Genomic DNA, 14418 nt, shown 5'->3' with positions numbered 1-14418 from the left:
CAAGAAGTGGACGATGCCATTGCGGGACTGGAAGGGAGCACTTAACCGCTTCACTATCCAGTTTGAAGAACGGATGAAGCCGAATTAAACGAAATTCCGTTTACACAAAATCCAGCACACCCTCGTTATCTCAGCAATCTAATTTATCAAATTTGGAGTATTAGTATGTCTATCACTCGTAATCGCTTATCCGCCCTGGCTGCTGCCCTGATGATCTCCGCCGTGACGATCTCGCCGCTGGCCGCAATCGCTCAAACTCCGGCGGCAGCTTCTGCTGCCGCTTCCGCTCCGGCTGCTGATGCGCCAAAAGCTGCTGATACAGCGGCCGCATCGCTGGCGGACACGCCAACACCGCCACCGGCGCCTGCCGATCACGAAACCGTGGACAACCCATACGGCCTGGACGCCCTGTGGAAAGGCGGCGACTTCGTTGCACGCGGCACACTGATCATCCTGGTGCTGATGTCCATGGGCAGCTGGTACATCATCATCACCAAGCTCATCGAGCAAGTCAAACTGATGGGCCAGGCTAAAAACGCCAAGCAAACATTCTGGAAAGCGGCCACGGTTGAAGCTGGTATCGCCAGCCTGAAGCCAAACAGCGCTTACCGCTTTATCGCTCAAAACGGTGCAACGTCGACCGAGCATCATGACGGCGCATTGCTCGAACAGATCGACCTGAACACCTGGGTCACCATGTCGATCCAGCGTTCGGTAGAAAAAGTGCAAAGCCGCCTGCAAGACGGTCTGGCATTCCTGGCAACCGTTGGTTCTACGGCGCCGTTCGTTGGTCTGTTCGGTACCGTCTGGGGTATTTACCACGCGCTGACAGCAATCGGTATCGCTGGTCAGGCGTCGATCGATAAAGTTGCCGGTCCAGTGGGTGAAGCGCTGATCATGACTGCAATCGGTCTGGCAGTGGCGGTGCCGGCGGTGTTGGGTTACAACTGGCTGGTTCGCCGCAACAAGAGTGCGATGGAAGAAATCCGTTCGTTCAGCGCCGACCTGCACTCGGTGCTGCTGAGCGGCGTGATGTCGTCGAGCCAGGCTGGTCAGGTTGCTAGCATCAAGAAGAAGGTTGGCTAATCATGGCGATGTCACTCGGTTCTCCCGATGGGGATGAAGACGAAGTGATCGGCACCATCAACACGACGCCGCTGGTGGACGTCATGTTGGTGTTGCTGATCATCTTCCTGATCACGATTCCGGTGGTGACGCATACGATTCCAGTGAAGTTGCCGAACGAGTTCGACGAACCTTATAAAACCAAGCCGGAGAACATCAATCTGGCGGTGAATAGGCAAGGCGACATGTTCTGGAACGAGCAACTGGTGCCGAATACGGCGATATTGCTGGCCAAGCTGAAAGAAGTGGCAGTGGAAGTTCCGCAACCGGAACTGCATATCCGCGGCGATCAGCAGACCAAGTATGAGTACATCGGCAAGGCAATCCTGACCGCGCAGCGGGCCGGGATTGCCAAGATCGGCTTCATCACCGAACCGCCGGCGCGCAACTAATCCCTTGATCGGGGCTGTAGGGCGGGCAGCTTGTATCGCCCACGCTACAGAACTCAGTCATTCCCGCTAATGCTGGATCCATGTTGCGGACCGGGCGTCAAGGCGCTACGTATCAAGACGCGACGTCATGTGGATCCCGGTGGGCGCGGGATGATGCCGGTGGCATATGAAAGACGCAGGGTGCGCGTTGTATTGTCTGCGCGTGATGGCACAAGGATGGATGAGTACGAGACACGCGGGCACAAGTGCTCACCCTGCAATATGAGGAGTAGTTTATGGGTATGAATGTAGGTTCATCCGGCGGCAGCGCCAACGATCCGGAACCGATGATGGAAATGAACATGACGCCGTTGATCGACGTCATGCTGGTGCTGATCATCATGCTGATCATCACCATTCCGATCCAGAATCATGCGATCAAGCTCAACATGCCGACCGGTAATCCGCCTCCGCCATTGGCGTTGCCGGTGGTTGACACGGTGGACATCGATGCGGCCGGTACCGTGTTGTGGAACGGCACGCCGCTGGCCAACCGGGCGGAACTGGAAAGCCGTTTGAAGGCTGTCGTCGCAGGCGGTAATATCGACGAAGTGCATCTGCGTCCGAACAAACTGGTGGAGTACAAGTCGGTCGCTGCCGTGATGGCATCGGCGCAACGCTTGGGCGTCACCAAGATCGGTATCGTCGGTAACGAGCAGTTCATTGAGTAAGAGATAGTATTTGTTTTCGCATCAGAAAATAGGCAGGTTGATACCTGCCTATTTTCGTTTTCGATTGAAAGAATAGTTATGTCCAAATTACGCTTCGCTCCGCTTCTCGTGCTGTTGACCGCCGTTGGCCTGAGCGCCACGCTGCCGTCTCTGGGGCTGGTTCCGGCTGCCCATGCCGCCGATACTGCCGATAACGCACAGCCGCCGAAAGGCGAGACAGTGCGCGCCGAAGTCGGTTTGCCGCTGCAGGCAGCGCAGGAGTTGATCAAGCAGCAAAAATACAAAGAGGCGCTGGCGAAGATCGCCGAGACCGATGCCGTCCCCAACAAGACACCATGGGAAACTTTTAATATCGATCACATGCGCGGCGCCGCAGCGGCTCGTGCAGGCGAAACCGAACTGGCTGGCAAATCGTTTGCAGCGGTGATCGCTTCCGGTCGGCTGGCCCCGGCAGAACAAGCCAAGGTGGTGCAGGCGCTGGGTAATATGTATTACGACGCCAAGAACTATCCACAGGCGATCACATGGTTGTCGCGCTCGTTGAAAGAGGGCGGCGCCGATCCGCAAACCAGAACTTTGCTGATCCAGTCGTATTATCTGAGCAACGACATCCCGCGTGCTACCAGCGAGCTGCAATCGGCTATCGCCGCCGATGAAAGTGCCGCACGGACGCCTAGCGAAATCGAGTTGAAATTGTTGGTCAGTTGCGCGCTCAAGAGCAATGACAAAGACGGATACCAGGTTGCGCTGGAAAAACTCAATACCTACTATCCGAAGAAAGACTACTGGCTCGATCTGATCGTTCGCGTTCAGAACAAGCCAGGATTTTCTGACCGCCTGGTGCTTGACGCCTATCGTTTGAAGGCGGCGACGGTGCAGTTGCAAACCAGTGCGGAATTCACCGACATGGCGCAGTTGTCGCTGGTCGCGGGTTTCCCGGCTGAGGCTAAAAAAATCTTCGATCAAGGCTACCAGGCCGGATTGTTGGGAACTGGCCCCGATGCCGCCAAACAGAAGCGTTTGCAGGATCAGGCCGGCAAGGCCGCCAGCGACGATCTAAAGTCGATAGCGCAAAGCGAAACCGCTGCGGTGAATGCCAAAGAGGGTACCGGACAAGTCAATCTGGGTTTTGCGTTGGTCACCGCAGGTCAGTTCGACAAAGGCTTGCGGTTGATGGAAGACGGCCTGAAAAAGGGCAATCTCAAGCGTGCCGATGACGCCAGGCTGCATCTCGGTATTGCCTATCAGTTGGCCGGGCAGAAGGATAAAGCGATCCAGGCATTCAAGAGCGTTCAGGGTAACGACGGCGCGGCTGATCTGGCCCGTCTGTGGGTGATGCAGGTGAATCGTCCACTGAACTGAGCCGAACCGAACCTGGTCAAACTAAGCCCGAAGCTGAAGCGGACCGATAACAGACCGAGTCGTTTGCATTGACATGCAGCGGCTCCGTTTTTTATGAGCAATCTCAGATCAAGATGAAGGTGAGTTGAAAACTGCGGCGATCACCTAAAAAGAAGATATCGCGTTTGAAATAATTCTTTCGCCAGTCCTCACGCATTGACGCGTAGCGCCTTTTTTAAGCCTTGCGTTAGCGTCAGGCAGTGTTGACGCAGCACCTCAGCAAAAGCATCCGCCAGGTTTGATGAGGGACGGTGCGTCGGTCTGACCAGGCTGACGGTGAACGGCACCGATTAAGTGAAGCGGCGCAGATGCAAGCCTCGCCCGGCTTCTGCCATCGCCGTCAGCGGGTTGACGATGGCGATGCCCAGGCCTTGCCGCACCATGGCGCAGACCGAGGCTGCGCTGGCGGTCTCAATCGCCATGCGGCGCTCTATGTGTTGCGCTTCGAATACCTGATCCAGTTGCTGCCGATAGATATCGAGACTCGCCAGATTGATGAAATTCTGTCCGGAAAAATCTTTCGGCGCCAGTTTTTGCTTGGCTAGCAGCGGGTGCGCATCCGGCAGCACGCACACCATGTCCCCTGAAAATAAAAGATGTTGCTCTGCCGCAGGCGGCGCTGTCAGCGTTTCGGTGATGCCGATGTCGTGGCGTTGCGAGGTCAGCCATTCTTCCAGCAGCGGCGATTCCTGTGGCGTGATGCTCAGGCCCACGGTCGGGAAATCGTCGAGAAAGCGGCGGCAGGCCACCGGTAGTAGCGTTTGTGCAAATGTCGGCAGGCAAATGATGGACAGTTGTCCATGTTCAAACTGGCGGATCGAACCGGCCATGCTGACGATGCGCTCCAGGCCCAGGTACGAGCGTCGTACTTCTTCGTACAGCAGCAGGGCCGGGGCGGTTGGCAGCAGGCGGCCGCGTACCCGGTCAAACAATTTGAGCCGCACCAGCGATTCGAAACGCGCCAGCTCGCGGCTGGCGGTCGGCTGCGAGGTGCGCAGCAAGGCCGCCGCGCCGGTGACGCTGCCGGCGGTCATGACAGCGCGAAATACTTCGATATGCCTGAGCGTGATGGACATCTGCAAATCTCCGGGAAAACAGGAAAGGTATCAGCACATATCGTATATGAATGAAGCGTGAAAGAAATGATATTTTATTGAATACTATTTTTGGGGGAAGATACGCGCAACTATCTATTTATTCTGGAGAACCACCATGACCCCGGCCCAGCTTGCTACCTTCCCCGATCTCGCCCGCCAGCATGGCACGCCGCTTTGGATTTACGATGCGCAAACCATTGTTGAGCGTATCCAGCAGTTGCGCGCTTTCGATGTCATTCGCTTTGCCCAGAAAGCTTGTTCAAATATCCACATTCTGCAGCTCATGCGCGAGCAAGGCGTGCAGGTTGATGCGGTATCGCTGGGCGAAATAGAGCGCGCCTTGCTGGCCGGATACAGCCCGCAGGGCGAGCCGGCCGGGCTAGTGTTCACCGCTGATTTGCTGGATCAGGCCACGCTGGCACGGGTGAACCAACTGGATATCGAAGTCAATGCCGGTTCCATCGACATGCTGGAGCAACTTGGCCTCGCCAAGCCCGGCCATCGGGTCTGGCTGCGCATCAATCCGGGCTTCGGCCACGGCCACAGCGCCAAGACCAATACCGGCGGCGAAAACAGCAAGCACGGTATCTGGCATACCGATCTGGAGCGTGCGTTGCAAGTGATCCAGAAGCACGGCCTGACACTGGTTGGCTTGCACATGCATATCGGTTCCGGCGTCGATTACAGCCATCTGCAGCAGGTGTGCGCGGCCATGGTCGATACGGTCAAGCGTTTGAATTGCGATATCGAGGCGGTGTCGGCCGGCGGCGGCTTGTCGATTCCGTACCAGGAGGGTGGGGCGCGGATCGACTGCGATCACTATTTTTCGTTGTGGGATGCCGCCCGTAAGGAGATCGAGGCCCATCTCGGCCATCCGGTCCGCCTTGAAATCGAACCGGGGCGTTTCCTGGTGGCCGAAGCCGGTGCCTTGCTGTCCGAGGTGCGTGCGGTCAAGGACAACGGCAACAATCACTTCGTGTTGGTCGACACAGGTTTCAATGATCTGATGCGCCCAGCCATGTACGGCAGTTATCACCGCATTTCGCTGATCTATCAAGGCCAGCCGCCAGCAGATGTCACGCCGCGGCCGACTGTGGTGGCAGGGCCGCTGTGCGAATCCGGTGACGTCTTCACCCAGCTCGAAGGCGGCGTCGTCGAGCCGCGCCCGTTGCCGCCGGCGCGGGTTGGCGACTATCTGGTATTGCACGATACCGGCGCCTATGGCGCGTCGATGTCATCCAACTACAACAGCCGTCCCTTGCTGGCTGAAGTCTTGTTAGAGAACGGTACGCAGCGCCTGATCCGCCGCCGCCAGACGTTGGCCGAGCTGATCGCTCTGGAGACCTTCGGCTAAAGCACGCCGATTTCTCCGGTATCCGGGATGGCATTCCGGTCATTGGCGCAGGTTGTGGGTGCGGCGTTAGCGCCAGAGGATCAAGTTTCCATAGAAGGGCCTGCATGATTGCAGGCCTTTTGCTTTTGTTGAAAGTCCTTGCCGATTCACACGATCAGCACTGATAATAATTTTGATGCATCAATCAGCGGCTGCACACGCTGGCAAGCCGGGATCGCAACTAGTTGAATTCAAGGTGAATGAATGAAGATGACTTGTTGGGTTGCCGAAAATCTGAAGGGCGACAAAAGCGAATCAATCATTGCCAGGACCAGGCATGACTGCGAGCAAAAGGTGATTGCCTGCGGCTGTGCTGCGGACTACGGCATGCCGCTCAAGAAATCTTTCTTGTATGGCGATGCCTTTGATTTATTCGAGATGGCGACTGCGAAAGACGGCGGTCGAGGTATGGGGTAGCGGCGCCCAGATCCTGCGCTGCGGCTGCAGTTTAATTGGCTGCCAAACTTAACCCCCCCCGCCACCAAATTTTGGCATGCCCTCCATCATCCCCGCGCCGTTATTGACGCCAAGCCGGACGCCACGCCTGACGCCAAGCCTGACGTTACGCCCGCTACGGTAAGACGATGCCGCTGGGTTGTTCTCCATAGTGTCTGATCCGGAAGTTATGCGCCACTGGAGTAGCGTGCCGTGGGCTTGAATCGATGCGGCACATCAGTTGATTGCGAACAATATCGTAGCGCATCAGGAGGGACGTTATCGTCGGCTCGGGATGCAGACTTTGGCAGATCAGCAGATCATCGGGACCTGCATGCTGTTCGCAATCGACGCGCACAACTTGCGCGCTGATCTTGGATACGGAATGGCGCGTACGCATTGGGGCAGCGTCTAAATGCACGAAGCGCTGACGGCCTTTGTCGAGCATGCTTTCGAGCGCTTCAATCTGCGCCGGATTGAGGCTGATATAGACCCGCGCAATGGCGCATCCGCCAAGACGCTGACACGCCTTGGTTTCGTCAAAGAAGGACATCTGCGTGAGCGTTGGCTGGTCAACGGCGAGGTGTCGGATACCGACCTGTATGGATTGCTGCGGCGCGATTGGCGTTGCAGATAATTTTTTACACACAAGATAGCGATTTAAAGCAGCTCGCTTTTTTAGTTGCAAAGCCAAAATTTAAGCACTATTATTGGTCCGACCAATGGGCCAATAGTCCAGCAGGCCAATAGTCCAATAGGCTAATAGGCTAATGGACCTGCAGGCCAACTTCAGCAAACCACCAGCCGCCCCAGACAACATAACAAGTATCCGGAGACAGTTTGATGAGACTACAAGGAAAGCGCATTTTGGTCACTGCGGCGGGGCAGGGGATTGGGCGTGCCAGCGCCTTGGCGTTTGCGCGTGAAGGCGCACAAGTGCTGGCGACCGATATCAGTCAGGCTGGGCTGGACGACACTGCCGCCGCTGCCCGCGACAGCGGCCACCCGGTGACCATCCGGCTGCTCGACGTCACCGACAGCAAGGCCGTGGCGGCGCTGGCGCACTCAGGCAGCGGCTTTGACGTGCTGTTCAATTGTGCCGGCTACGTTCATCACGGCAGTATCCTCGATTGCAGCGAAGAAGACTGGCGCTTCTCGTGGGGTATCAACGTATCTTCAATGTATCGCCTGATCCGCGCACTGTTGCCGGGCATGCTGGCGCAGGGCGCCGGCTCGATCATCAACATGTCGTCGGCAGCCTCTAGCGTCAAGGGCGTGCCGAACCGTTTTGTCTACGGCACCACCAAGGCCGCGGTGATTGGCTTGACCAAGGCGGTGGCGGCGGACTTTGTGGCCAAGGGCATTCGCTGCAACGCGATCTGCCCGGGTACGGTCGAATCGCCTTCGTTGGAAGTGCGGATACGCGAGCAGGCGCGCCCGCAAGGTGTCGATATCGCCGCAGTGCGCGCCGCTTTTGTCGCGCGACAGCCGATGGGGCGCATCGGTAAGACCGAGGAAATCGCTGCCTTGGCACTGTATCTGGCGTCCGACGAATCGTCGTTCACCACGGGCGCGATTCATCTGATCGATGGCGGCTGGGCAAACTGATACAAGTTGATTTACATCGATTCAAGCAAGCTCAAGCAACATCAGAAAGTGATCTCATGAAGTTATTGCGATATGGCGAGAAGGGCCGGGAACAGCCGGGCGTATTGGATCATCAAGGGCGGGTGCGCGATCTGAGCGCTGTCGTGGCCGATATTGGCGGCAATTTCCTGACCCCGGCAGAGCTGGATAAATTGCGGGCGCTCAAGATGGATAGCTTGCCGCTGGTAGCCGGCACGCCGCAGCAGGATCTGCGCCTTGGTCCGTGTGTGGGCGGGGTCGGCAAGTTCATTTGCATCGGTTTGAATTATTCCGATCATGCCGCCGAATCCGGCTTGGATGTGCCCAAAGAGCCGGTCGTCTTCGGTAAATGGACCAGCGCCATTGCTGGCCCCGATGACGATGTCGAGATTCCGCGCGGTTCGCTCAAGACCGATTGGGAAGTCGAACTGGGGGTGGTGATTGGCAAGGGCGGCCGCTATATCAGCGAAGCCGAAGCGCTGTCGCATGTGGCCGGCTACTGCGTCATCAACGACGTTTCAGAGCGCGAGTATCAGCTGGAACTGGGCGGCACCTGGGACAAAGGCAAGGGCTGCGATACCTTCGGGCCGCTCGGACCATGGCTGGTGACGAGCGACGAAATCGCCGACCCGCATGCGCTCGGCATGTGTTTAGAAGTGGACGGTCATCGCTACCAGAACGGCAATACATCGACCATGGTGTTCAAGGTTCCGGCGCTGATCAGCTACCTTAGCCGCTTCATGAGTTTGCAGCCGGGCGACGTCATTTCGACCGGGACGCCACCCGGCGTCGGCCTTGGACAAAAGCCGCCGGTTTATCTGCGCCCCGGGCAGGTAATGCGGCTTGGTATCGACGGTCTCGGGCAGCAGCGGCAACGCACCATCTCACTTTGAATCCGATAAAAAGAGACAAACGATGACGACTATTCGATCAGTACGCGTACTCGATGTGCGTTTCCCTACCTCGCAAATGCTGGACGGTTCGGATGCCATGAATCCCGATCCCGATTATTCCGCCGCTTACGTCATCCTGGAAACCGATCAGCCCGGATTAGAAGGTCACGGCCTGACTTTCACCATCGGCCGCGGCAATGAAATCTGTTGCGCGGCGATTCAGGCGATGGCGCATTTGCTGGTCGGTTTGAAACTCGACTGGATCAGCGCCGACATGGGGCGCTTCTGGCGTCACATCACGTCCGATAGTCAACTGCGCTGGATCGGCCCCGACAAGGGCGCAATTCACCTGGCGACCGGCGCCGTCGTCAATGCGGTCTGGGATCTGTGGGCCAAGGCTGAAGGCAAGCCGTTGTGGAAACTGGTGACCGATATGACACCCGAAGAACTGGTGCGTGCCATTGATTTCCGTTACCTGACCGATTGCATCACGCCGCAAGAGGTACTGGCAATGCTGCGCGAACAGGAGCCCGGCAAGGCGGATCGGATTCGCCAGCTGGAACAGGATGGCTACCCGTGCTATACCACCTCCGCCGGTTGGCTGGGTTATGACGACGCCAAGTTGCGACGGCTTTGTCAGGAAGCCGTCGATAGCGGTTTCAACCACATCAAGCTCAAAGTAGGACGCGATCTGGCCGATGACATTCGCCGCGTCACCATTGCACGCGAAGTGATCGGTCAAAAGCGGCACCTGATGATTGATGCCAATCAGGTTTGGGATGTCGATCAGGCCATCGAATGGGTTAACCGGCTGGCTTTTGCCAATCCCTGGTTCATCGAAGAGCCGACCAGCCCGGACGATGTTGAAGGCCACCGCAAGATCCGTGCAGGTATCGGCGCGGTAAAGGTCGCTACCGGCGAAATGTGCCAGAACCGCATCGTCTTCAAGCAATTCATCATGCGCGGCGCGATTGATGTGGTGCAGATCGATTCCTGTCGTCTCGGTGGCGTCAATGAAATTCTCGGCGTACTGCTGATGGCAGCGAAATACAAGTTGCCGGTCTGTCCCCATGCGGGCGGCGTTGGCTTGTGCGAATATGTGCAGCATCTGTCGATCATCGATTACGTATCCATCGCCGGCAGCAAGGCCGGGCGCGTGACGGAATACGTCGATCATCTGCATGAACATTTCGTTGATCCGTGCGTGATCCGCAATGCGGCATACATGCCACCGACAGCGCCCGGATTTTCGATTACGATGAAGCCGGAATCGCTGCAGCAATACCGGTTTCGCGGCTGACATGCTGGCATCGACTGACGGTTTTTACAGTTGGAAGATGCCTGCAGTTGGTTTATAAAGAACAAGCACCAACAAGTACGAACAAGTACGAACAAGTACCAGCATATAAGAATAAATAAAATGGAGACAATAAGGTGGATCTGCATCTGACAGGCAAGGTGGTGATCGTCACCGGCGGCGGCGCCGGCATCGGCGCGGCCATTTCGCTGCAGCTCGCAGCCGAAGGCGCGATTCCGGTGATCTTCGGTAAGAGCCGGCCCGCTCCCGAGTTTACGGAACGTTTACTCGGGCTGCGACCGCAGGCGCGTATTTTTCAGCTCGACTTGATCGACGAAGAAAAATGTCGCCACGCGGTAGCGCAAACCGTGCAGGAACACGGACGTCTCGACGGCTTGGTCAATAATGCCGGCATCAACGATGGCGTTGGCCTCGATGCCGGACGCGCAGCCTTTGTGCAGTCGCTGGAAAAAAATCTGATTCACTACTACGTGATGGCGCATTTATGCGTGCCGCATCTGAAGACCAGCCGCGGCGCTATCGTCAATGTGTCGTCCAAGACGGCACTCACCGGCCAGGGCAACACCAGCGGTTATTGCGCTGCCAAGGGTGTGCAACTGGCGCTGACGCGCGAATGGGCCGCAGCGCTGGCCGGCGACGGGGTGCGGGTCAACGCGTTGGTGCTGGCCGAAGTGATGACGCCGCTGTATCGCAGCTGGATTGCCGGTTTCGATCAGCCGCAAGCAAAGCTGGCCGCCATCACCGGCAAGATACCCCTTGGGAAACGCCTCGCTACTCCGGAAGAAATTGCCGATACTGTGGTGTTTCTGCTCTCTGATCGCGCCGCCCATACTACCGGACAGTGGGTCTCGGTGGATGGCGGTTATACCCATCTGGACCGCGCCTTGACCTGAGCGGATTCGGTTGAATTTGCAAGCGACAGTAAAAGGAAGCCAACACATGCGTTATTGCCTGGCACTGGACCTCAAAGACGATCCCCGACTGATCGCCCGCTACGAACAACTGCACCGTCGGATCTGGCCGGAAATCGCCGAACACCTGCGCCGTCAAGGGGTGCTGTCGATGGAGATTTATCGGCTGGGGGACACGGTTGACGATGTTCATGGAAACCGACGCTGCAATCTACGATGCCGCCAGGATGGCTGCGGCATCGCAAGATGATCCCAAGGTGCGCGAATGGGAGGCGCTGATGTGGACTTTTTAGGCGCCGACGCCATGGACAGCTACAGGTGAGAAATGGACCTCGATGTCGAAGATTTTCGATTTGGCACAGCAATGAAGCAGCCCGGCTTTGCAGCGTTGAGGCGTGTTGCGCTTCAGCGGATTTGATATAACGCGGTTGGCGCGATAGCCGGCTGCGCATCATGAGAGCAGATATGCAGCAATCAGAAATTCCCCAGGGCGCAGCAGCGGATTACCTGATTGCCCTGAAAAATGTCACCAAGCGCTTCCCCGGCGTGCTGGCACTCGACAATTGCCAGTTCAATCTGTTGCGCGGCGAAGTGCATGCGTTGATGGGTGAGAACGGCGCTGGCAAGTCGACGCTTATGAAAGTGCTGTCCGGGGTTTATCCCAAGGATAGCGGTGAAATCCGCATGGATGGCCGTCCGGTCGAGATTCCCAATCCGCGCGCCGCGCAGGCGCTTGGCATCGGCATCATTCATCAGGAACTAAATCTGATGAATCATCTGAGTGCCGCGCAAAACATATTCATCGGCCGCGAGCCGCGCGGCCGTTACGGCCTGTTTCTTGACGAAGATGCGCTAAACCGGCAAGCCGCGCAGATCTTTGAACGCATGCGTCTGCAACTCGATCCGCGCACGCTGGTGGGCGAACTGACAGTGGCCAAGCAGCAGATGGTGGAGATCGCCAAGGCGCTATCGTTCGATTCGCGCGTGTTGATCATGGATGAGCCGACGGCGGCGCTCAACAATGCTGAAATCGACGATCTGTTCCGCATCATCTGGCAACTCCAGGCGCATGGTGTCGGCATCATCTACATCTCGCACAAGATGGACGAGTTGCGACAGATTTCCAATCGCGTCACCGTCATGCGCGACGGCCAATACATCGCCACCGTGCCGACTGCAGACACGCCGATCGACAGCATCATCGGCATGATGGTCGGGCGTCAGCTCGACAATAGCCGGCCGCAAGTTCCCGCCACTTCAGGTAATGAGGTTGTGCTGGAGGTCAGGGGATTGTGCCGCGGAGCGACAATCAGGGATGTTGGATTTTCGTTGCGCAAGGGCGAAATACTTGGCTTTGCCGGCCTGATGGGGGCCGGACGCACCGAAGTGGCGAGAGCGGTTTTTGGTGCCGATACGATCGATGCCGGCGAAATCCTGATCCATGGCGTCAAGGTGTCGATCAAGTCGCCGCGGGATGCTGTCGCCCACGGCATCGGCTATCTGTCGGAAGATCGCAAACATTTCGGGCTGGCCACCGGGCTTGACGTCAAGACTAACGTAGTGATGTCCAACATGGATAAGTTCCTGACGAAAGGTTTGTTTCTAGACCAGCCGGCAATCCGCGCAACCGCCCAGGACTATGTGCGGCAGCTCAGCATCAAGACGCCCTCGATTGATCAGCCGGTGCGGCTGCTGTCAGGCGGTAACCAGCAAAAGATCGTGATCGCCAAATGGCTGCTGCGTGATTGCGACATCCTGTTTTTTGATGAGCCCACACGCGGCATTGATGTCGGCGCCAAGAGTGAAATCTACAAGTTGCTCAATACGTTGGCGGCCCAGGGCAAGGCTATCGTCATGATTTCATCAGAACTCTCCGAGGTGCTGCGCATGAGCCATCGGATCCTCGTTATGTGTGAAGGCCGTATTAGCGGAGAGCTTGCCGCCGTCGAGGTCACGCAGGAAAAAATCATGCACCTGGCCACGCAGCGTGAACCGGCGCTTGCCGAATAACCCATCATTCACCGAAGACGATCATGGCAAATATCCCCAATCCCCCGAACCCGCTATCGCACGCAAATTTGCCGGTAAGCGGCGCCGGCGCATTCGCTGCCCTCAAGAGCAGGATATTTGATCCGGCGACCCGGCAGAAGCTGCTGGCCTTCGCCAGCCTGCTGGCGTTGCTGGTGTTTTTCAGCCTGGCTTCGCCCAACTTTCTGGAAATCGACAATCTGGTCAGCATCCTGCAATCGACCGCCGTCAACGGCGTGCTGGCGATTGCCTGTACTTTCGTTATCATCACCGCGGGGATCGATTTGTCGGTCGGCACGCTGATGACTTTTTGTGCCGTGATGGCCGGCGTGTTCCTCACCTATTGGGGCTTGCCGATCTACTTCGGCATTGCCGCCGCGATCCTGTTCGGTGCGCTGTGCGGCTGGGTCTCCGGCGTACTGATCGCCAAGCTGAAAATCCCGCCATTCATCGCCACCCTCGGCATGATGATGCTGCTCAAAGGCTTGTCTTTGGTGATCTCCGGAACCAAGCCGATTTATTTCAATGACACGCCCGGCTTCTCAGGTATCTCGCAGGATTCATTAATCGGCAGTCTGATCCCGGCGCTGCCGATTCCGAATGCGGTGCTGATTCTGTTTCTGGTAGCGATTGCTGCCGGGGTCGCCCTCAATAAAAGCATCTTCGGCCGTTATACCTTTGCGTTGGGCAGTAACGAAGAGGCGTTGCGCTTGTCGGGTGTGAATGTCGATTTCTGGAAAGTCACGGTGTACAGCGTCAGCGGCGCGATCTGCGGTATCGCCGGGCTGTTGATCGCGTCGCGCCTGAATTCGGCGCAACCGGCGTTGGGGCAGGGGTATGAACTCGATGCCATCGCTGCGGTGGTGATCGGTGGCACGTCTTTATCTGGCGGCACCGGCACCATTATCGGCACCATCATCGGCGCGTTTATTATGAGTGTGCTGATCAACGGCCTGCGCATGATGTGAGCTTCCCCCGAAATTTAGTCTTCCATAGGTAACGTAAAATCAACGATCCTTTGGAAAGACCAGCAATGAAGAAGATACCAAAACAGATGTACACGGCGGAGTTCAAGGAGCTAGCCGTGCA

13 protein-coding genes and 3 pseudogenes are annotated in these 14418 nt (G+C 57.2%); 14 read left to right on the top strand and 2 right to left on the bottom strand.

What is annotated here, in order from left to right; all coding sequences use genetic code 11:
• Positions 1–165: 165 nt before the first annotated feature.
• The 4 genes from ACIQ0R_RS05885 (at position 166) to ACIQ0R_RS05870 (ending at position 3589) form a co-directional block, all read left to right on the top strand.
• On the top strand, positions 166–1086 hold the full coding sequence (locus ACIQ0R_RS05885; protein ID WP_395824857.1) for a MotA/TolQ/ExbB proton channel family protein: 921 nt from the start codon (positions 166–168) through the stop codon (positions 1084–1086).
• 2 nt (positions 1087–1088) lie between these two features.
• The gene (locus ACIQ0R_RS05880) at positions 1089–1517 is read left to right on the top strand and encodes an ExbD/TolR family protein (RefSeq protein WP_395824854.1); all 429 of its coding nucleotides are present in this window, start codon (positions 1089–1091) and stop codon (positions 1515–1517) included.
• Between the two features lie 275 nt (positions 1518–1792).
• A complete protein-coding gene (locus tag ACIQ0R_RS05875; protein ID WP_395824851.1) occupies positions 1793–2227 on the top strand; it encodes an ExbD/TolR family protein in 435 nt (144 codons plus the stop codon).
• Between the two features lie 78 nt (positions 2228–2305).
• Positions 2306–3589 (top strand): hypothetical protein, encoded by a 1284-nt coding sequence (locus ACIQ0R_RS05870; RefSeq protein ID WP_395824848.1) that lies wholly within the window; start codon positions 2306–2308, stop codon positions 3587–3589.
• Positions 3590–3777: 188 nt separating this feature from the next.
• Here the strand turns inward: ACIQ0R_RS05870 and ACIQ0R_RS05865 are convergent.
• Positions 3778–4704, bottom strand: a pseudogene (locus ACIQ0R_RS05865) (LysR family transcriptional regulator).
• A 136-nt stretch (positions 4705–4840) separates the two neighbouring features.
• On the opposite strand from ACIQ0R_RS05865, the gene lysA reads away from it, so the two are divergent.
• Positions 4841–6079, top strand: coding sequence for a diaminopimelate decarboxylase (gene lysA / locus ACIQ0R_RS05860; RefSeq protein WP_395824846.1), 1239 nt, complete (start codon positions 4841–4843; stop codon positions 6077–6079).
• 243 nt (positions 6080–6322) lie between these two features.
• Positions 6323–6535 carry a hypothetical protein gene (locus ACIQ0R_RS05855; protein ID WP_395824843.1) on the top strand — a complete coding sequence of 71 codons (213 nt, stop codon included), beginning with the start codon at positions 6323–6325 and terminating at the stop codon, positions 6533–6535.
• A 48-nt stretch (positions 6536–6583) separates the two neighbouring features.
• On the opposite strand, the gene ACIQ0R_RS05850 is transcribed toward ACIQ0R_RS05855, so the two are convergent.
• Entirely contained in the window at positions 6584–6724 is a 141-nt protein-coding gene (locus tag ACIQ0R_RS05850) for a hypothetical protein (RefSeq protein ID WP_395824840.1), read from the bottom strand.
• Between the two features lie 244 nt (positions 6725–6968).
• Between ACIQ0R_RS05850 and ACIQ0R_RS05845 the strand changes: the two genes are divergently transcribed.
• The 8 genes and pseudogenes from ACIQ0R_RS05845 to ACIQ0R_RS05810 all read left to right on the top strand — a co-directional run.
• Positions 6969–7190, top strand: coding sequence for a GNAT family N-acetyltransferase (locus tag ACIQ0R_RS05845; protein ID WP_395824837.1), 222 nt, complete (start codon positions 6969–6971; stop codon positions 7188–7190).
• A gap of 206 nt (positions 7191–7396) precedes the next feature.
• On the top strand, positions 7397–8161 hold the full coding sequence (locus tag ACIQ0R_RS05840; protein ID WP_395824834.1) for an SDR family oxidoreductase: 765 nt from the start codon (positions 7397–7399) through the stop codon (positions 8159–8161).
• A 56-nt stretch (positions 8162–8217) separates the two neighbouring features.
• A complete protein-coding gene (locus tag ACIQ0R_RS05835; protein WP_395824831.1) occupies positions 8218–9072 on the top strand; it encodes a fumarylacetoacetate hydrolase family protein in 855 nt (284 codons plus the stop codon).
• A 22-nt stretch (positions 9073–9094) separates the two neighbouring features.
• Positions 9095–10372: an L-fuconate dehydratase gene (locus ACIQ0R_RS05830; protein WP_395824828.1), complete on the top strand. Its 1278-nt coding sequence runs from the start codon at positions 9095–9097 to the stop codon at positions 10370–10372.
• 134 nt (positions 10373–10506) lie between these two features.
• Positions 10507–11283, top strand: coding sequence for an SDR family oxidoreductase (locus ACIQ0R_RS05825; RefSeq protein WP_395824825.1), 777 nt, complete (start codon positions 10507–10509; stop codon positions 11281–11283).
• Between the two features lie 46 nt (positions 11284–11329).
• Positions 11330–11669: pseudogene (locus ACIQ0R_RS05820) on the top strand (L-rhamnose mutarotase).
• A 97-nt stretch (positions 11670–11766) separates the two neighbouring features.
• Positions 11767–13311 (top strand): sugar ABC transporter ATP-binding protein, encoded by a 1545-nt coding sequence (locus ACIQ0R_RS05815; protein ID WP_395824822.1) that lies wholly within the window; start codon positions 11767–11769, stop codon positions 13309–13311.
• Positions 13312–13334: 23 nt separating this feature from the next.
• Positions 13335–14294 (top strand): annotated as a pseudogene (locus ACIQ0R_RS05810) (ABC transporter permease); the annotation flags it as partial.
• Positions 14295–14418: the final 124 nt, after the last annotated feature.

Source organism: Collimonas sp. (assembly GCF_044339385.1).
Taxonomy (GTDB): domain Bacteria; phylum Pseudomonadota; class Gammaproteobacteria; order Burkholderiales; family Burkholderiaceae_D; genus Collimonas.
The sequence above is the reverse complement of the archived record's forward strand: the minus strand, read 5'-3'. Positions and strand labels throughout refer to the sequence as shown.

Bases quoted from the DNA above. Each gene is read 5' to 3' on its own strand.
- ACIQ0R_RS05885 (WP_395824857.1), top strand. From the start codon at position 166: ATGTCTATCACTCGTAATCGCTTATCCGCCCTGGCTGCTGCCCTGATG.
- ACIQ0R_RS05880 (WP_395824854.1), top strand. From the start codon at position 1,089: ATGGCGATGTCACTCGGTTCTCCCGATGGGGATGAAGACGAAGTGATC.
- ACIQ0R_RS05875 (WP_395824851.1), top strand. From the start codon at position 1,793: ATGGGTATGAATGTAGGTTCATCCGGCGGCAGCGCCAACGATCCGGAA.
- ACIQ0R_RS05870 (WP_395824848.1), top strand. From the start codon at position 2,306: ATGTCCAAATTACGCTTCGCTCCGCTTCTCGTGCTGTTGACCGCCGTT.
- lysA (WP_395824846.1), top strand. From the start codon at position 4,841: ATGACCCCGGCCCAGCTTGCTACCTTCCCCGATCTCGCCCGCCAGCAT.
- ACIQ0R_RS05855 (WP_395824843.1), top strand. From the start codon at position 6,323: ATGAAGATGACTTGTTGGGTTGCCGAAAATCTGAAGGGCGACAAAAGC.
- ACIQ0R_RS05850 (WP_395824840.1), bottom strand. From the start codon at position 6,724: ATGGAGAACAACCCAGCGGCATCGTCTTACCGTAGCGGGCGTAACGTC.
- ACIQ0R_RS05845 (WP_395824837.1), top strand. From the start codon at position 6,969: ATGCACGAAGCGCTGACGGCCTTTGTCGAGCATGCTTTCGAGCGCTTC.
- ACIQ0R_RS05840 (WP_395824834.1), top strand. From the start codon at position 7,397: ATGAGACTACAAGGAAAGCGCATTTTGGTCACTGCGGCGGGGCAGGGG.
- ACIQ0R_RS05835 (WP_395824831.1), top strand. From the start codon at position 8,218: ATGAAGTTATTGCGATATGGCGAGAAGGGCCGGGAACAGCCGGGCGTA.
- ACIQ0R_RS05830 (WP_395824828.1), top strand. From the start codon at position 9,095: ATGACGACTATTCGATCAGTACGCGTACTCGATGTGCGTTTCCCTACC.
- ACIQ0R_RS05815 (WP_395824822.1), top strand. From the start codon at position 11,767: ATGCAGCAATCAGAAATTCCCCAGGGCGCAGCAGCGGATTACCTGATT.